This is a genomic window from Paenibacillus sp. SAFN-054 (genome assembly GCF_051966755.1).
Lineage (GTDB): Bacteria > Bacillota > Bacilli > Paenibacillales > Paenibacillaceae > Paenibacillus_AQ.
In genome coordinates this window covers 235,699-254,573 of the sequence record NZ_JBQCKS010000002.1, presented here as the reverse complement: position 1 = coordinate 254,573, position 18,875 = coordinate 235,699, and the positions used below count along the sequence as shown (strand labels likewise).

At 51.5% G+C, this 18,875-nt stretch carries 16 protein-coding genes; 11 read left to right on the top strand and 5 right to left on the bottom strand.

Translation table 11 applies throughout. From position 1 onward, the window contains the following. Positions 1-93 precede the first annotated feature (93 nt). The 6 genes from ACTHPM_RS12620 (at position 94) to pdaA (ending at position 6,298) form a co-directional block, all read left to right on the top strand. Complete coding sequence (locus ACTHPM_RS12620) at positions 94-1,191, top strand: DUF4349 domain-containing protein (protein ID WP_440396016.1); 1,098 nt, start codon at positions 94-96, stop codon at positions 1,189-1,191. Between the two features lie 176 nt (positions 1,192-1,367). Further along, on the top strand, positions 1,368-2,045 hold the full coding sequence (locus ACTHPM_RS12615) for a DUF2294 domain-containing protein (RefSeq protein WP_440396017.1): 678 nt from the start codon (positions 1,368-1,370) through the stop codon (positions 2,043-2,045). A 167-nt stretch (positions 2,046-2,212) separates the two neighbouring features. After that, entirely contained in the window at positions 2,213-2,614 is a 402-nt protein-coding gene (locus ACTHPM_RS12610) for a response regulator (protein ID WP_440396018.1), read from the top strand. A 199-nt stretch (positions 2,615-2,813) separates the two neighbouring features. Continuing rightward, positions 2,814-3,683, top strand: coding sequence for an alpha/beta fold hydrolase (locus ACTHPM_RS12605; protein ID WP_440396019.1), 870 nt, complete (start codon positions 2,814-2,816; stop codon positions 3,681-3,683). Positions 3,684-3,712: 29 nt separating this feature from the next. After that, complete coding sequence (locus ACTHPM_RS12600) at positions 3,713-5,431, top strand: sodium:solute symporter family protein (RefSeq protein WP_440421564.1); 1,719 nt, start codon at positions 3,713-3,715, stop codon at positions 5,429-5,431. 93 nt (positions 5,432-5,524) lie between these two features. Further along, on the top strand, positions 5,525-6,298 hold the full coding sequence (gene pdaA, locus ACTHPM_RS12595) for a delta-lactam-biosynthetic de-N-acetylase (protein WP_440396021.1): 774 nt from the start codon (positions 5,525-5,527) through the stop codon (positions 6,296-6,298). A 73-nt stretch (positions 6,299-6,371) separates the two neighbouring features. Here the strand turns inward: pdaA and ACTHPM_RS12590 are convergent, their stop codons facing one another. The 3 genes from ACTHPM_RS12590 to ACTHPM_RS12580 form a co-directional block, all read right to left on the bottom strand. Continuing rightward, entirely contained in the window at positions 6,372-8,012 is a 1,641-nt protein-coding gene (locus ACTHPM_RS12590) for an extracellular solute-binding protein (protein ID WP_440396022.1), read from the bottom strand. Positions 8,013-8,092: 80 nt separating this feature from the next. Beyond that, positions 8,093-8,986 (bottom strand): carbohydrate ABC transporter permease, encoded by an 894-nt coding sequence (locus tag ACTHPM_RS12585; RefSeq protein ID WP_440396023.1) that lies wholly within the window; start codon positions 8,984-8,986, stop codon positions 8,093-8,095. Between the two features lie 49 nt (positions 8,987-9,035). Beyond that, positions 9,036-9,989: an ABC transporter permease gene (locus ACTHPM_RS12580; RefSeq protein ID WP_440396024.1), complete on the bottom strand. Its 954-nt coding sequence runs from the start codon at positions 9,987-9,989 to the stop codon at positions 9,036-9,038. A gap of 201 nt (positions 9,990-10,190) precedes the next feature. Here ACTHPM_RS12580 and ACTHPM_RS12575 point away from each other — a divergent pair, with 201 nt between their 5' ends. From ACTHPM_RS12575 to ACTHPM_RS12555, 5 genes are all read left to right on the top strand, one after another. Continuing rightward, positions 10,191-11,780, top strand: a complete 1,590-nt coding sequence (locus ACTHPM_RS12575) for a response regulator (protein WP_440396025.1) — start codon at positions 10,191-10,193, stop codon at positions 11,778-11,780. 21 nt (positions 11,781-11,801) lie between these two features. Then, positions 11,802-13,553 (top strand): histidine kinase, encoded by a 1,752-nt coding sequence (locus ACTHPM_RS12570; protein ID WP_440396026.1) that lies wholly within the window; start codon positions 11,802-11,804, stop codon positions 13,551-13,553. Positions 13,554-13,688: 135 nt separating this feature from the next. Further along, positions 13,689-14,816, top strand: coding sequence for a family 10 glycosylhydrolase (locus tag ACTHPM_RS12565; RefSeq protein WP_440396027.1), 1,128 nt, complete (start codon positions 13,689-13,691; stop codon positions 14,814-14,816). A 197-nt stretch (positions 14,817-15,013) separates the two neighbouring features. Beyond that, positions 15,014-15,577, top strand: coding sequence for an undecaprenyl-diphosphatase (locus ACTHPM_RS12560; RefSeq protein ID WP_440396028.1), 564 nt, complete (start codon positions 15,014-15,016; stop codon positions 15,575-15,577). A 124-nt stretch (positions 15,578-15,701) separates the two neighbouring features. After that, positions 15,702-16,859: a phosphodiester glycosidase family protein gene (locus tag ACTHPM_RS12555; RefSeq protein ID WP_440396030.1), complete on the top strand. Its 1,158-nt coding sequence runs from the start codon at positions 15,702-15,704 to the stop codon at positions 16,857-16,859. A 116-nt stretch (positions 16,860-16,975) separates the two neighbouring features. Here the strand turns inward: ACTHPM_RS12555 and ACTHPM_RS12550 are convergent, their stop codons facing one another. Both ACTHPM_RS12550 and ACTHPM_RS12545 read right to left on the bottom strand, forming a co-directional pair. Further along, entirely contained in the window at positions 16,976-17,827 is an 852-nt protein-coding gene (locus ACTHPM_RS12550; RefSeq protein WP_440396031.1) for a DegV family protein, read from the bottom strand. Positions 17,828-18,023: 196 nt separating this feature from the next. Then, positions 18,024-18,875 (bottom strand): DegV family protein, encoded by an 852-nt coding sequence (locus tag ACTHPM_RS12545; protein ID WP_440396032.1) that lies wholly within the window; start codon positions 18,873-18,875, stop codon positions 18,024-18,026.

The window sequence follows — 18,875 nt, the reverse complement described above, 5'->3', positions numbered from 1 at the left end:
GAGGGGCTTTTTTTGTATGCATGCAACCTTCCAAATGGTGGATTCGTTAGTGAATATAAGACAAATTCATTATAAGTTCATGGGGGGCTGTATATGAAAAGATGGGGGTCATGGATTGCCGTTGTCTTGTTAATGGTCATGGTTCTGAGCGGATGCTCATCAGGAGCACGGGACACAAGCAGCGGAGCGTCAGAGGCCCAGAATACCGAGACATCCATTCACGATCAAGCAAGTACGACGGATGGAGGAGCGGCCAGAGGGAGCAGCAGCGACAAAAAGGATGCTGCCAAAAGCGAGAGCAAAGTAGAAGCAGAGAGGCCTGCCAGCGCGAATGCAAGCCTGCCGAATTCATCCTCCCAAACCACGGAGACCGCTGCAGGCTTTAATTCGCAGGATCTATCCAGCGGATTGAACAAGAAATTGATGTACAAAGGGAACATCGTGATGCAGATTCCGGATTACGGCAAGGCGCAGACCGAAATCCGCAATAAGGTGACGTTGTCCGGCGGGTATATCGTAAATTTCAATGAAACCCAATCGGACAGCGAAAGAGGAGGGACATTCGTCGTCAAGGTGCCTGCAACCGGATTTTCTTCCTTCTTGAACAGTCTGGAGCAAATAGCGCATGAAGACCTTCAGCGGAGCATCGAGGGACAGGATGTGACGGAGGAGTATGTAGATCTGGAATCCAGGCTGAAGGCCAAGCAAATTATGGAGGAGCAGTATATTGCCTTCATGAAAAAAGCGTCCAAGACGACCGATCTGGTCACGTTTGCAGGCGAGCTGGAGCGCATTCAATCGGAAATTGAACAAATGAAGGGCCGCATGCGTTATATCAATCAGAACGTCTCCTATTCGACCGTTGAAATCCGGCTCTACGAAGAGGTCAAACCCAAAGAACCCCATAAAGCAAAAGCCGAAGAAACGCCCCTCGGCAAACGGGCATCCGGCGCGTTCCAAGGCAGCATCGACGTCATTACGCTGATGGTTCAGTGGGTCGTTGTCATTCTCTCGGGCTCCCTGCCGGTCCTGGTCATTGCGGCGATCATTCTGCTCATCGTATGGCTGTTCAGAAAATCGCGGGGGCAGAGCCGGGAAGAGGCGGCCAGGAAGCGCCGAGAGATGAATGCTGGTTCAAAGGTACAGCCAAATGGTGAAGAACGTAGTAATGCTCCCAAAGATGAGCCGTGACCTGGTTAACTCCAGGATGCACGGAGTATATCAATAACCGCACACAATCTGATTGTGTGCGGTTATTTTTTGGGTATATACGTCTAAAGAGGGAGCATGCTATTAGCATATAATCTTTCAGAAAATTAATTGCTTTAGCAACTTTATTGGACTATTATGATAAGGAGAGATGAAATATGTATACAACAGATCAAACCAACCAGATTGCTTCTTATACAGCCAAGCTCCTTCGCGACCGATTTGGAAAAGGACCGGAGTCCATCTATGTTTCCGTTAACAAGCAGTGTATCACGCTGCATCTGAGAAATTTTATCGGGCCTGTGGAGCAGTTTCTGCTGAATCAGAAGGAAGAACAGGTTTTTCGCTACACGCGGGAGTTGATGATGCAGTCCTTGCTCCCCGAGCTGACGGAATATCTGGAGCGAGAGATGGATATTAAACTGGATGATCTTTATTATGATTGGGGATTGCATAATGCGTCCGGTATCATCGTAGGACTTTTTGATGACCATCGGCATTCATCGGAAGCATATAAAGGTAGAGAAGAAATACATAACCAGATCAAACGGGTCACCAGTATCGTGCAGAAACAGCCGGAGGTTGTCTTCTCCTGGTGGGTGAATCCGAAGACCTTGGTTGTGGTCCGGGAAGGACTGCTTATCCTTTTGGAGAAGGAAATGATCTATCTAGGTTATGACGAGATACTTCGTACCACCAAAAGGAAGCTGGAGAAGAGATACTTTGAGGAAGAAGCCATGATCAGTGCCGCTATTGGACGAGAATTGACAGACCTATATGTGGACTGGAACTTCGAACGGGATAAAAGCGTGATCGTATGTCTTTTTCAGGACTAGGTTTTGAATTGGCAGGAATGAGTCAGACATGCGGCTGCATGAGCTGAACATAGGCCAAAGGAAGAGCAGATATGCTCTTTCTTTGGCCTTTTTTGCGGGATTTGATACCGGCGCTTGATTGTAGTGGCAAGCAGTAACGTGTTTTTCTAATGGGGAGGAGGAGAATGATGAAAAGAGATCAATACATCATATTAGTCGTCGAGGACAATCCGATCAATATGGCTCTTATGCATCATATTTTCAAAAAATACCCCCAAATTCAACTACTCAAAGCAGAATCAGCCGAACAAGCGATTGAACTCGTGGGACAGGAATTACCGGATTTGATTATTATGGATATACAGCTGCCTGGCATGGATGGATATGAGGCATTGGATTATTTCAAAAGCAATAAGGAAACCTCTCATATACCCGTCATGGCCGTCAGCTCGTACGCGATGGAATCGGATATTGCCCGGGGGCGCAAAGCCAAATTTGCGGAGTACATGACAAAGCCGATTGATTTGAAAGCGTTTCTCGGCAAAGTCCACGATCTGATCCGGGAAACGGCTGTGAGCGTTGAAGAATAAAATGGGGATATTCATATAACAATACAAATAGAATACACAATCAAGGGCATATCTTCCGCTGAACGTGGAGATATGCCCTTTTTCAAATATATCTTGTTGACAATCACCCGGTAGGCGAATAACATTTATTTTATTCTGATGTGAATACTGTAGAATTATGTCGTTACAACAAGAATTTTGATGAAAGTGAAGTGAAGACATGTTTGCACAAATTAACGGAGTGAAAATTTACTTCGATGTGGAAGGATCGGGTTACGTGCCGGATGGTGAACGGATGGTTCCGAAGCCCGTATGCTTTGTCGTTCATGGGGGACCGGGAAGCGATCACTCGGATTTTAAGCCGTGGCTTACGCCGCTTTCGGAATCCATACAGCTCGTTTACCTGGATCAGCGTGCGAATGGGCAGTCCGAGCGTGTAGATCCGGCCACATGCACGCTGGAGCAGCTCGCTGACGATATTGAAGCACTCCGCCAATATTTGGGCCTGGGGCCGATCCATCTGATGGGCCACTCGTTCGGAGGCATGGTGGCACAGGTGTATGCTGCCAGATATCCCGATTCGCTGGATAAGCTCGTCTTACTCTGCACGGCGCCAAGCAAGGAATTTTATCCGGCGGCTCTGGAATTCGCTTCCAAAACCGCGACCAAGGAGCAGCTTGAGGTCATTCCGGAGCTTTTTGAAGGACGCATCCGCGATGAACAACAGCTGATCGAATGGTGGGATCTTTGCTTCCCTCTCTATTTCCATCACAAGGATGAACAAATCATGCGGGAGACGGGAAACCGCCCGATCGGCGCGCTGGACGTTGCTAATTATACCTTCAAGCACTTCATACCGGAATACGATGTTCGGCCTCTTCTTCCGTCCTGTACCGTTCCGACGCTGATTATCGGTGCCCGCTATGATTGGGTAACGCCGCTGTCCCAGGCCGAGGAAATGCACCGTCTGCTGCCGAACAGCAAGCTTCGCATTTTTGAGCACAGCGGACACATGCCTTTCATTGAGGAGCAGGATGACTTTATCCAAGCTACCGCACAATTTCTGACAAGTGAGGGCGAGGTTTATTGAACAGCGAAACGCTTGTAATATTGCTCGTTATGATCATCTATATCGCAGGTCTGCTGCTCATCGGCTTTCGGATGTCCAAGCAGATCAAGACACTGGATGATTACATCCTGGCCGGGCGTAATTTGCCCTGGTTCGTGCTGTCGCTGACTTTTGCGGCTGCCGTGGCCAATACGGCGACCGTCATGGGCCAGCCGGGCTTTGCTTATTCCATCGGCTTTACGTACGTATTCTGGTCCAGCTTGTCGTCGGAGACGATCTCCGTGCTGCTTCTGTCACGGATCGGGGTGCGGCTGCGCTCGATGAACCTGACCACGATCAGCGATCTTGCGAATGCGCGCTTCGGCAACAGCCGCAGGCTCGAAATTGTGCTCTCGCTGTGGCAGGTCGTATGGGGGATTTTCATCGTGGGCATGTCGCTGTTCGGCGTATCCCTGGTGCTTGAGGTCATCATCGGCGTGCCTTGGCAGTATACGATTGCGCCGATTGCAATCGTTACGATCCTTTACACCATGTCCGGGGGGCTGCGCGCGGTCGTGATTACCGATGCGGCGCAAATGCTCATCATCGTGCTGGGCGTAGGCACACTGTTCTTCATGATTACGGCCAAATACGGCTTGTTCACGGATTTCCTTTCCAAATATGTCGGAGATACCGGATTCAATCTGACGGATGCCAGCAAGGGGCTGACACTGTTCCCGGGTTTTACCGACCTGTTTACGCTTCCGCCGGGTCAGACCATCATGGGGTTGATTGCTTTTATCATGGCGACATCCTTCTGGATTCCTATCGATCTGGGCTTCATCCAGCGTTCCCTTGCGGCCAAGACGCTGAAGGATGGTCGTAAGAGCGTATACTTCTATGCCATGGTCGACTGGTTCAATGCATGGATTCTCGTTCTTCTGGGGGGCTTTGGTGCAATCCTGCTTCCGGGCCTGATCAATACGGACGAGGTCGTCATCCGTCTGGCACGTGAAATTCTGCCTCTGGTTGGTGCTGCATTGGTCGTTACGGCTGTCGTTTCGGCGGCAATGTCGACCATCTCCGTTTACCTGAACGCGGGCAGCGGCATTATCGTCAAAAATATTATTTTGCGCGTCAAACCGAATATCGGCACGAAGATGGAGCTTCGCCTGACCCGTATCATTACGGTTGCCATCGGCCTCCTGGCACTCGGCTTCACGCCGTTCATCTCCAATAACGGTATCGTTATGGCTGCTGTCGCAATGCAGATTATTATGATTTCCGCGCTTACGCCACTCGTGCTGCTGGCCCTCTACTGGAGAAAGACGACCGAGGCGGCAGCATTCTGGGGCTGCATCATCACCTCGGCTGCGACGCTGTTCATGATGATCAACGTGGGTGGTCCATACGCGGCAAGCGGAGGAGCGGGCTACTTCGGCATTCCGGTCATTTTCTGGAGCATCGCGCTTGCGCTGGTGCTGTATGTCGGCGTGAGCTTGGTCAAACCCGAGAAGCGCGACGTGATGTCAGCGGAGTGCAAAGCGATGTTCGAGCAAAAGAACAAGCTGTCCTCTCATAAGGATCTGCTGGTATTCGGCATCATCTGGGCCGTGCTGGCAGGGATCGGCATCTACAAGAAAGTGTCGCATTCCCAAACGGCCTTTCCTCCGCTCAGCGGCGGCGGCGCCTGGATTACGAACGGCGTGTTTTACGCGATGAGCCTGTTTACCGCTGGTTTGTGCATATATCTGACATTCCGGGTGTACAAGCATATGCGCAGAAATTGAGCGGTCTATCCGCAAAAAGTACACATAAGTTTCCGGGTGATGTGGCATATTACCTCTAGTTTGTGAATTCTGACCTGGAGGGGTGATATCCACATGAAACGCTATGCCATCGTTATGGCTGCCGTACTGCTGCTTTTCTGCGGTTTCCAGCCAACCGTGTCGGCGGACGGGCCTTACCATTTCGGCTTTAAAAAGAGCAAAAACGGACAGCTTCCCTCGATCAACGAGGAGGGCTTTAAAGGCATCCTGCAAAAAAACGAGGCTATATTTTTAGGTGATACAACACGCAAGGAGCTGTATCTGACCTTCGATAACGGCTACGAGAACGGATTCACTCCCAAAATTCTGGATGTGCTGAAAGAGAAGAAGGTACCGGCCATGTTCTTTCTCACCGGACATTACGTCAAGGACAAGCCCGAGCTTGTTACGCGGATGGTCGCGGAGGGGCACCTGATCGGCAACCACTCCTGGTCACATCCCGACATGACGCAGATTTCAGGCGAGCAGCTAAAGGAAGAGCTGGCCAAGGTGAAACAGGCGGTTACCGGTTCAACGCGGCAGCAGACGATGACCTTCGTGCGCCCGCCGCGCGGCATATTCAATGACCGCTCTCTCGCCTTGAGCCGTTCCGAAGGTTACGTCAGCGTGTTCTGGTCGGTGGCATACAAGGATTGGGACGTCAACGACCAGCGGGGCGCAGACTATGCCTATCGTAACGTGATGTCTCAGCTACACCCGGGAGCCGTGATCCTGCTGCACTCCATCTCAAGGGACAATACCGAGGCGCTCGGACGCATCATTGACGGTGCCAAGCAGCAGGGGTATGAATTCAAGAGCCTGGATCAACTCAAGGTTAAAAACTATTGATTCAGCCGAAGCAATGCAGATAAAAGAGGCCTTCCCGCATAGGGGAGGCCTCTTTCTGATTAGAGAGATGATGTCAGTTTCCTTTGATTTTCTTGAGGTTTTCCTGCCATTTGGCGGTTTCGAATTTCAGCAGCTTGTCGTATCCGGCTTTCTGGGCATCCTGCTCGGCTTTGTCGAGCAGGGCAATGACTTCCTGCTCATCCTTGGCGAACAAGGCTTTTGCCCGCACCTTGTCGGCGATATCGGAGACGCGCTGCAGTATCATGCCTTCATCCGTATCCGGCAGCGGCTGGATATTCCCGAATTCCGTCGCGTCAAACGACGTTTTCCAGGCAATAGTCGTTTGGGAGACGGTCGCCCAGTCGCGTTTGTCCTCAGGCAGACTCATCTCGTTCTCGGCTTTCGAGCCGTCGATGAAGGCGGTGTTGCCCGCCCATTGGAACGTATCCCAGACCGCCATCAGCTTCGTCCGTTCTTCAACCTCGTTTTTGTATTTGTCCGTGTAGATCGGAGCCCCCTTATCATTGGTACCCTGCCAGTACATGCCTTCGGGACCCCAGAAAATAATGCGTTCCCCTTCTTCTCCCGTCAGCCAGTCCAGGTAGGCGAAAATGCCTTCGGGGTTTTTGGCGGAGGTCGTAATCGCACTGACGTTCCAGCCGAGAGAATCGAATTCGTTCACCCACACCTTTTTTGGATCGACGCCTTCTTTATGAAGCGGCCAAATCATGGTATAGCCGCCTTCAGGATCCTTGGCCCGCAGTATGCTGTTCGCTTCGGTGCCCAAGACGGTCGTGTCGAAATCGCCATATATCGCGACGCGGCCGTTGTTGACCTTTTCCTTGACCTGGTCGCGGGTTTGGGTGATGGCATCCTGGGTAATCAGTTTCTCCCGGAAAAGCTTGTTGGCAAATACCATGGATTCCCGGTACACGGGGTCGCTGAAGAGGGATTTCAGCTCATTGCCTTGCGGAACCACACGCAGGGAGACTTGACCGACATTCCGGTCTTCGGCCATGCCGGCATAGAGAAAGTCGATGCCCTGTCCTTGAAGTCCGACCTCAAAAGGCACAATATCTGGATACTTCTCTTTGACAAGCTTGAGGTAGGCATACAGATCATCGAAGGTTTCGAGCTTCGGCGAACCGAGCTCCTTGTAGATTTTATTGTTCACGGCATATCCGCCGTTCCCCATCGGGTTTTTCGTATACCAGTTGGGGAACTGGTACAGCTTGCCGTCTTCCGAGCGGAGCATGTTCAGCGTTTTTTCGCCCGCCCATTTTTTGAGATTCGGGTATTTATCCAGGTAGGGGTCCAGGGCTACCAGCTTGCCGGCCTTCCGGAGCTTCTCAATATCGGTTCCCCGGTCGCCCCAGATGACGTCCGGCAGCTGGCCGGAGGCGATCATCGTGTTGAACTTTTGGAGCGCGGCACCGCCGGACTGGATCGCCTGCACGGTCACCTTCTTGTTCTCCTGTATCCATTGGGTTGCCGGATCCTGCCCCCACGGATTCATCGTATACCAGTCATAATTTCCGAAGAAGGAGAAGGTGAGCGGTGTTTCTCCGAGCACGAAAGGCTTGGATGGATCCCCCTCATCCGTGGTTTGCGATGCCGGTTGTGCCGTGTCCTTGCCGCCTCCGCAGGCCGCGAGCAGCATGCTCATGCAGAGCATGCATGCGAGCAGAAGGACGGACGTTTTTTTGGCTGACATTTTTCATACCCCCGATTGAACAAATTTGATGTTTATATGTACAAGCCTTTGACAGGCTTTTACATCGATCTTATCCTTGTTCATTCCTTTATGGAACCGATCATGACGCCTTTGGTAAAATATTTTTGCAGAAAAGGATATACGAGCAGAATGGGAATCGTAGCCACGAGCATGGTCGACATGGTCAGCGATTTGGTGGTGACGCTTTGCAGCTGGGACATATGGCTGCGCGCGGCCGCATTGGTCTGCATCATCTGCTCGGACATGATGTTGGAGCTCAGAATTTGCTGGAGCAGCGTTTGAATCGGCAGGAGGTGCTCACTGGTAATGTAAATGCTGGCAGTAAACCAGTCGTTCCAGTGCCAGACGGCAGAAAATAAGGAAAGCGTAGCGATGACAGGACCCGAAATCGGGACGACGATTTTAAAAAAGGTACCCCAGTGGCCGCAGCCGTCGATCTTCGCCGATTCCTCAAGTCCTTCAGGAAGCTCCAGAAAAAACGTGCGGAAAATGATCATGTTCCAGACGCTGATGATGTTCGGCACGATCATGACCCAGAAGCTGTCCATCAGGCCAAGCTCCCGGTTAATCAGGAAGGAAGGGATCAGGCCGCCGCTGAAGTACATCGTGACGATACAGAGGATCATGTACCCCTTCCTGCCCATAAGCTGCCTTTTGGACATGCCGTAGGCAAAAACCGCGGTGCAGACGATGGACAGAAAGGTGCCGGTCACCGTCCGTAATACGGAGATGAGAAAGCCGTTCATCAGGCGTTGATCCTGGAAGACGACGCTGTAATTTTCAAGCGTGAATTGTCTAGGCCAGAACGTGATGCCTCCGCGGGTCGTATCCGATCCAACGTTGAAAGAAATGACGATGGAGTTCCAGAAAGGGTACAGCATGACAAAAGCCATCAGTACGAGCAAAGCATAAATGAGGCTGAGGAACATACGGTCGGACAAGCTGATTTTCATAACGTGATCACCTGCGTTTCAGTATTGTAGTGACTGCGGCCGCGTGCATTTACCATAAGCTGCGTCCCATCTTTCGGGCCAGCATGTTGGCGCAGGTCAGCAGAATGACACTGATGGCGGATTTGAACAGCCCGACAGCCGCGGCGTACGAGAACAGGGAGTTGCGAATGCCGACGCGGTAGACGTACGTATCGATGACGTCCGAAACATCCTGCAGCACGGGATTTTTGGCCAGGAGCAGGATATCCTCAAAGCCTGCGCTCAAGATATCTCCGACCGCGAGTATCATGAAGATCGTCACGACGCCGCTGATGCCGGGCAGGGTAATGTACCACATTTTCTTGAGCCGGCTTGCGCCGTCAATTGATGCCGCCTCATAGATTTCCGGGTTAATGCCGGCGATGGCGGCGAGGTAGACGATGGCTGAGAAGCCGATCTCCTTCCAGACGCCCGTCCCGATCAATATCGCCCAGAAGTAGCTTGGGATGGACAAGAAATTGACCGGCTCGCCAACCAGGTGGAGCTTCTGGAGCAGCATGTTCAGGCTGCCGTTATCCGTAGCGAGCATGGAGCCTACAAAACCGGACACGATGACCCAGGAAAGGAAGTGGGGCAGGTAGCTGACGGTCTGGATGATCCGCTTGAAGCGCAGGTGGATAACTTCGTTAAGCACGAGCGCCAGCAGAATCGGAGCAGGGAAACCGATCAGAAGCCTAAGCATGCTGATCACGAACGTGTTTCTCATAACCGTCCAAAATTCCGGTGCCTCGAAGAACATGCGAAAATGCTTGAAGCCGACCCATGGGCTGTGAAGGAAGCCTTTGAAAATATCGTAATCCTGAAAAGCCATCAGCACGCCGTACATGGGCAGATACGAAAAGATTAAAATGAGAATCATTGCGGGAATCACCATCAGCTGGAGGTCGAGCTGCCTGGTGAAGCGGTACCAGAACGAGTGACGGCCAGCCCCCGGAAGCGAAGCGGATGGGATACTTTTTTTCATGTGAACACGCCCTTTGCTTTTTTGCGCTGCTGCCATTTATGGTAAAGGACCCACCTTGTCAAAAAAACTGACTTGAACAACGATTTATAGACTTCTGCAATGATGTTCCGCCGATTTCAACACGGCAAAATTGAAATGTTATATGATGGGATCAACAAAAATAAGGGGTTTTGGAACCATGGTCCGGGGGGGATCGCACACATGTACAACGTATTGCTGGCAGATGACGAAGTGCTGGATTTGAGAGGGATGGAGCGCTTTATTCCGTGGAACGAGCTCGGCATGAACGTTGCGGCTGTGGTGAGCAGCGGCTTTGCCGCGCTCGACTTCATCAAACAGCAGCCGGTCGATATCCTGATTACCGATATCCGGATGCCGATCATGTCGGGCCTTGAATTGTCCCGGGAGGCGCTGCAGCTGCTGCCGCAGTTAAAGATCATTTTCGTGAGCGGTTATGAGGATTTTCATTATGCGAAACAGGCGATGGAGCTGAACGTGCAGAGCTACGTGCTGAAGCCGGTCCAAGATGAAGAAATGGTCGAGGTGCTCCGGAAGGTAAAGCATCAATTGGATGAGAAGGCTCTGCAGTCACGACTTAAATCGAATTACTATAAAACGCTCCCCGTGCTGAAGAACGATATGCTGATGGGTCTGCTCGAAGGTCAGCAAAGCCCAGAGGAATGGAAGCTGGATGAAGGTTTATTGCTGCAGTGCGGCATGAATCCGAATCCCTCCGTACTGCACCGTACCGCGGTTATCGAAATCGATGATGTGGCATGGAAGCTGAACGCATACAGCGAGGAGGAAGCCAAGCGGATCGTGGGCAGTCTGTATCAATCTTTGGCGGAGCATTGCGAGGAGAACGGAATCCGGTCCCTGTGCAGAATTTCGAGCAGGCAATTCGCTATGGTGCTGCAGGAAGAGCAGCTGGAAGCCTGCGAGACGGTTCTCGGCTGCTTGATCAAGCGCATCGAAAATCATTTTCCGGTCACGATTACCATTGGCCTCAGCAATCCAGCATTCTCGCTCCAAGCCATTCGGAGCTCATACGGGGAGGCTAAGCAGGCCTTGGAGTATAAAATGCTGGCCGGCAAAAGCCGTCTGATCCGGTATACGGAGCTGGAATCGGGAGGGATGGAGGATGTGCAGAGCCTTGATATGCGGCTCGATGCCCTTTTTGCCGAAATGTCGAATTACAGGCTTGTTCAGCTCCATGATGAACTGGAGAACGTATTTGCCCTGCTTCGCCGGATGAAATCCAAATCTACCGTCTATAACTTTGCCATTCAGGTAATTTCGCGGCTGGACGCCTACCTGGCGGGATTGAACGAGAATTTGTTCCAAATGCTCGGCATGCGCATGGAGAACCTGGACATCCTGTTCAAATTCGAAACGATGGACGATATCCAGTCCTGGCTGCGCCGGCAGGTATTTGAAATTTCGGAAATGCTCCATGTCAAAAAGCAAAAGAAGAACGGCAAGCTCCTCGAATCCGTCTGTGCCTACGTGGAAGAGCATCTCGGCCAGAATATCGCGCTGCGGGACGTGAGCAATCTCTTTTCGTTCTCCCCGAACCATCTGGGCGTCTTGTTCAAGCAGGGAACGGGGATTAATTTCAGCGATTACGTGGTGGAGAGGCGGATGGAAAAGGCGTGCAGGCTGCTTCAAAATCCCCGCTATAAAATATTCGAGGTTGCCGGGCAGGTAGGTTATAAGAATCTTACGTACTTCAGCAGGCAGTTCAAGGACAAATACGGCATGACGCCAGGCGATTACCGCAAGCAGTGCTGAAAAAGGGGTTACAGGGTCTCCATGAAGCGGAAGAAACAGTTTCTGTCATTCGGCTATAAGCTGATGATCTCTTATATTGCGCTGCTGATCGTTCCCGTGGCTTTTGTGGGCACTTTCGCTTATAACACATCCGTGGATTCGATCCGGGAACAAACGAAGGCGAACATACGCGGAACGCTGCAGCAGATTCAGGACAACATTCACTATAAGGTGGAGGACATCCAGCGCCTGACCGACTTGCTGTATTACGACCGGACGCTTGCGGACTCGCTGCGGCGATACGATGACGGCTGGTACAGCTTCGAAACGCTGCAGAGCTACCTGATGCCGACGCTGCAAAATACGATTCATGCAACAAACCGCAATATTGCGCTGTCCGTTTACATTCAGAACGATACCATTCCGGAGGTTTATTACTCTTACGAAGGTATGGATCCGCTGGACAAAGGAAGATTTTACGAGCTGTTTCACCAGAAGCGCATTACGGATAAAGCCTGGTTCAAGGATTTCCCGAAGGAAGAGTACGGTATGACGATGCAGTGGAGGGCGATTGAAGAGGACGGTAAATTCGGGAACATCTCGCTGCTCCGAAGATTGATGGACACCTACGAGCCGACTGCGCCCAAACCCTTCGGCTTTGTGCGGATTACCGTCAAAATAGCCGATTTGCTGGAAAGCGTGAACGAGGACAAGTTTCGCAACGGAAGCACCCTTTACATAGAAAACGACAAGCACGACATTATTTACGTTTCCTCGGCGGACCGGAGCTTGATGCCGGAGCAAATCCCGCGTATGGAGAATAGGGACTATCTGCAGATCAAGACACCGATTGAGGGGCTGAACTGGACGCTCGCCGCCAACATTCCGAACCGGGTAATGGAGCAGGATATTCAGAAGGTGAAGAGCGTCACGATCCTCGTATGTATCGTTATGGTTGGCCTTTTTTCCGTCGTGGGCTGGCTGCTATCAAGATACTTTTCAAGGCGAGTCGTCAAAATCGTATCCGTTCTCCGTTCGTTCCAGGAGGGAGATTTGCATAAAAGGCTGCGCTACCGCGGTCAGGATGAATTCAACCAGATTGCACTCGCGCTGAATGACATGGGCGAGAATATGGATCGGCTGATTCAGGAAGTGTACTTGTCCAATTTGCAGAAAAAAGAGGCTGAGCTGGAAATCCTTCAAGCCCAGATCAATCCGCATTTTTTATATAATTCTTTCTCTTCCATCAATCGTCTGGCCCAGTTTGGCGAAATCGGTAAAATCCGTTCCATGGTCAGCGGTCTCGCGAAGTTCTACCGTCTGACTCTGAACGAGGGGCGTATGATGATTCCGGTCGAGAAGGAGCTTCAGCAGGTGCAGACATATATCGAGATTCAGAGAATCAAGTATGAAGAGCGCCTGACCTTCAACATCGACCTCGACGAGAAGGTGCTGGGCTACGAGACGGTGAAGCTGATCCTGCAGCCATTTGTGGAGAACATTCTGGAGCATGCCTTTTACGGGGAGAACATTCATATTCGGATTGTTGCGGAAGCTCTGGAGGATAGGATCTCCTTCAAAATTATTGATGACGGCATCGGCATGAACACCGAAACGATAAGGCAAATTTTCTCGCCAAGCGGTGTGAAAATGGGCTACGGCATCCGAAACGTCGATCAAAGGATCAAGCTGCAGTTCGGCGAGGCTTACGGGGTGATGCTGTACAGCAAGCTTGGCATCGGGACCACCGTTCAATTAACCATCCCTTATTTTCAACATACCGAATCGAAGTGACGGAAGCCGGGTGCAGGGGTGAGGGAAGGCGGCAGATGCTTCCCGAGCGGCTGTGAAAGGAGGATGATAACGAAACATCCTGGTCAGGCATCATGCAGAACCTATTCCATATCGATTTGAAAGGTGGATGATTCCATGATTCCAAGTAAAAGAAAACGGGCGCTCTTGATGGCTCTGCCCGCTCTGCTGATGAGCTTCATGCTGTCGGTGCCGGCCCAAACAACCTCGGCCCAGAGCGGGCCCTTCGTATCCGAAGTCATCGTGCGGACCGTTGCCAATTTTAAAAACCATAACGATGTCGTCAGCTTCGTGAGCAATGCCTCAAAGCGCAGCATTTCGGTCATCAACCTTGCCGTCAAGCAGGACGAGGATGATGAGGTTCCATCAGGGCACGTATTTTACAAGAGCAGCATCGCGCCGATTGCCTCGGGATACGCGAGCTTCGATGCAGTCAAGGATGTCATTGCCGAAGCTCATAAGGTGAACATCCAAGTTCGTGCCTGGATTCCGCAATTCCATGACCAGGCAGCCTTTAACAAGAACAGCGATTGGCAAATGCGCTCCCTGGTTAACGGGACGGTGAAGCCGTTTACGGGTTCAAACGGCAGCGAGTATTTCGTGAATCCGCTCCATCCTGGCGTACAGGCCTATGAGCGCTCCATTATCAAAGAGGTAGCCTCCAAGTATGACATCGACGGCGTCGTCCTCGACTGGATCCGGTTCGATGACTACAACATGGACATGGGCGATTACACCCGGACGCAGTATAAGAACGCGTACGGATACGATCCGATCACAATTGATTTCAATACGGACAATGCCAAGCGCAGACAATGGAATGAATGGAGAACGACCAAGCTCGGGGAATATGTGCGCGATGTAAGAAGCGATCTGAACGGCATTACGCCAGGGCTGTTCTTCGGAGCCTACATCCTGCCGCCTGAATTTGTAGAATGTGGTCAGGATGCTGCCAAATTCATGCCTTACATGGACTTCGTCTCGCCAATGGCATATTTTGACGACTGGGATTTTCCGCAAAGCTGGGTTTATGACAATGACGGCATCCTGAGCCAAACCCGCCAGAAGATCGGCAGCGCCGAAATCATTGCCGCACTGGATACGGATTGGACCGATTCGCAGTATCACAACGTGCAGCAGGGTATCCGGACGAATTTTCCTGAAATCTCGAATCTCGCATTTTTCGTTTATGGCAAGTGGACGGATTCCGAAATGAAAAAGATTAACAACCGAGCAGGCTGGTGAAGCCTCCGCATAGCTGTCCGCCCTTATAGGGCGGGCATTTTTATATTTTGTGGCAGGGCTGGATTTGAATGAGCCGCCACAAATCTATTATACTGAACAACGTACCATGGGCATCTGGTATGAACATATACAACGTATGAGCAAGTTCAGCAGGAAAGGGGAAGGTTGTTATTTCTTTTATCTCATGGGATTATTCATTGTTCAGCTGGATCAATAACGCAGCGGGCAATCATCCGGCCATGGACGCCATCATGCGTTTTTTGTCCGAGGATGCGGAATATTTGTTTTATCTGGCCGTGATCGTGTATTGGTTTACCCGGAAGAGGGAGAATCGGAAGATGGTCGTGCAGGCACTCGCCTCCGCTTGTCTTGCCTTTGTGATTGGAACTATTCTCAGCCATCTGTTCTACCGGGACCGTCCGTTTGTGGCGCATCATGTCCACCAGATGATTGAGCATGCGGCCAACGCTTCGTTTCCGAGTGACCATTCCATCGGTTCGTTCGTCATTGCGTTCTCTATTTTTCTATTCCGCAAAAAGGATGGCATCGTTTGGCTGCTGCTCGCTGTTCTGATCGCTTTTTCACGGATCTGGAACGGAGTCCACTATCCAACCGACGTGCTGAGCGGCGCGATTCTTGGCATATTGGCTTCCATCGTTGTCTATCAACTGTTCACGAAGCTCGAATGGCCGCGAAAGATGCTTGCCGGAGCCATCAATCTGTATGAAAGCGTGGAATTCCGCATTTGGCGCAAATCGTAAGCATGATAATCGACTATTTTCTTCCTTTTCATGAGAGAATATGAAACATTTATTTCCTGTAAAGCGTCTATTTTACGAGAGTAGTCCGTGAATGGATTTTGCGAATTATGGGGGATAGCAAACGATGGAGCAAGCTTCACTGCCAAAGCGTTCGAACGTAAGGAATCAAAAAAGGTCTCATACCGTTAAAACCAAGAAACGCAAGAAGCGCAGGAATGGTTTTGTCAGATTCATGGCTAGGCTGTTCGGGGTCATGGTCATCGCGCTGATGCTCGGCGCGGGGTGGCTTTTCTTGACGCCTTCCGGCAATCAGTACCGTTTCCTTGCAGCGGATACGTTGATTACGACGCAGCATCGGTATTTGGCAAAGTATATTATCGGGCAGGCCGAGCTTGACCGGAGGGTAGCGGAGTACAACAAAAGGTTCGCATCCATGGGGGAGGAAAAGGATACCCATCAGATTCAGCTTCCGGTACCCCAGCAGACATCAGCCGACAACACGGAGGTCGTCAAGAAGCCTCTAGTAGAAGTAGAAGAGATATCGGGAAAAGGCTACCATGGATACGTCATGACGGTGAATGATCCGACGAAGATACGTCTCGGGGTCCCGAAGAGCCGCGGCAAGGGAGAGAAGGTCTCCAGCATGGTGAAGCGGACCGGGGCTATTGCCGGAGTCAATGCCGGCGGTTTTGCCGATCCGAATTGGAAAGGAAATGGCTTTAAGCCGATCGGCATCGTCATCTCGCAGGGCAAGCTGTATTACAATGGCCTGGGGAATAACTCGTCGACGCAGGTCGTCGGCATTGATGCGAACGGTAAAATGATTGCAGGGCACTATTCCTTGAAGGAACTGGACCGTATGGGCGTCAAGGAAGCTGTTACGTTCCAGCCGCGCATTATCGTCAATGGCAAAGGGCTGATCAAAAATGCCCGCGAGGGCTGGGGAATCGCTCCGCGGACGGCGATGGGCCAACGTGCGGACGGGGCCATCCTCTTCGTGATTATTGACGGCCGCCAGCCGACGTACAGCATCGGAGCGAATCTGTACGACGTGCAGCAGATCATGCTGAAGCATGGGGCCGTGATTGCTGCCAATCTGGACGGAGGATCTTCGACGGTGCTGGTGAAGGACAACGAAATCGTGAATAAACCTTCCTCCGAATACGGCGAACGCTATCTGCCGACGGCATTTCTCGTGTTCGAGCATCCGGAAGATGCCGACATCCCGAACATTTGGGCCGGGCTGAATCCGAAGGATATCGATCCGGGCAAGAAGAAGTAAAGGAAAAGGACAGCCGCGAGGCTGTCCTTTTTGTGTGAAGCTTCTATGTGGAGCTCCTTACAGAAGCTGAATCCGACGAAATGAAGAATATGAAGAATATGAAGAATAGAAGAGCGTTAGGCTTTTTTCGTGTACATGATCCCGATTGTCTTGGGTCCGCAGTGACTGGAAATGACGCACCCGGCAGTCGATATCGCCACCTCGCGGGCAGTGGTTTTTTCCTGAAGCACCTTCTGCAAATATTGCGCTTCGTCCTCCGCGAAGGAGTGAACGACGATGATGAGGTCATCATCCATCAGATCGAGCTTCTGCAGCGCATTTTGAAGCATTTGATCCATTGCCTTTTCCTTTTTGCCCCTCACTTTATAGGCCGGGGTCATTTTTCCGTCAATCACCTTGATGACGGGACGGATATTAAGCAAGCTGCCGAGCAAATTCTGAACCCCAGAGCAGCGTCCGCCTTTATACAAGTACTCGAGTGTATCGATGACGAATTCCGTTTCAACCTGGGGTCTGACAGCCTCAAGCAGGCTGACGATCGCATCCACGCTCTCCCCGGCTCTAGCGGCACGGACGGCCTTCATTACGAGCAGGCCGATGGCGCTCGACAGATTGCGGGAATCGACGACGCGAATCGAAGCATCCGGAAATTCCGCAGCGGCAATAAGCGCGTTCTGATAGGTCGCGGATAGCTCGGAGGACAGGCTGATATACAGAATAGAATCGCCCTGATGGACAAATGGCTCGAATGCTGCCATGAAATCCGCAGGTGAAGGGGCAGCCGTCTTCGGGAGGCTGCCGTGCCGGGATACTCGCTCATACAGCTCGGCTGGCTTGATATCTACTCCGTCCCGCAGCTGCTCGTCCCCGAACACGACGTACAGCGGTATAATTCCGATGTCATACTGTTCGACCCATGCCCCTGGCAGGTCGCTGGTGCTGTCCGTAAAAATTTTAAGATTTGGCATGAACATCTCCCTTAAAAAATGCTTCCAGAATCGATGAATTCTGATTGGATATTACTTTATAGGATATTTAGTTTTCTGACAAGCGGGAAAAGCCGAAGAGATGCGGAAGGGGCAAACAGCCTGCATAAAGACTCCGAGCGGGGTGCGCGGTCTCCATGCAGGCTGCTGTGTACTATCAGTTATTTATTAAGTGCTATTAAGCCTTCTTCACGTACAGGATGCCAATCGTTTTTGCCCCGCAGTGGGAAGAGATGACGCATCCGGCATCCGAGACGGCTACCTCGCGGGCGCCGGTCTTTTCTTCAAGAAGGCGCTTGAGCTCACGGGCATCCTCTGCTGCAAGGGAATGGGTGACAAAGATCAAATCGTTGTCCATCTGCTCACGCTTGTCCAGGGCGTTATTCAGCAGCTGTTCCAGCGCTTTCTCCCTTTTGCCGCGGACCTTGTAGGCAGGCGTCATTTTCCCGTCGATTACTTTGATGACCGGACGGATTTTGAGGAGGCTGCCGACGAGGTTTTGCATGCCGGAGCAGCGTCCGCCTTTGTAGAGGTACTCAAGGGAATCGATGACGAATTCTGTCTCGACTAGCGGCTTGACCTTCTCCACCATATCGGCAATTTCGGCAGGGGATTTCCCCTGCTCTGCGGCTTGGACGGCCTTCATCACTTGAAGCCCGATTCCAGTGGACAGGTTCTGCGAATCGATGACCGTGACCTTGCCATCCGGAAATTCGCCTGCTGCGATCAGCGCATTCTGGTAAGTGGACGACAGCTCTGATGAAAGGCTGATGTACACGATCTCCCGGCCGTCTTCAATCACAGGGGAGAAAGCGGCAATGAAGTCTGCCGGTGAAGGCGCGGCTGTTTTGGGAAGATTGCCCGTTTCGCTCACCTTCGCATAAAGCTGTGGGGTCGTGATATCGACGCCATCCTTGAATGTCTGGTCTCCGAACGTGACATAGAGAGGGACAAGGCCGATATCGTATTTCTGCATCCACTCCTGCGGCAGGTCACAGGTGCTGTCGGCAAAAATCTTAACTTTTGTCAT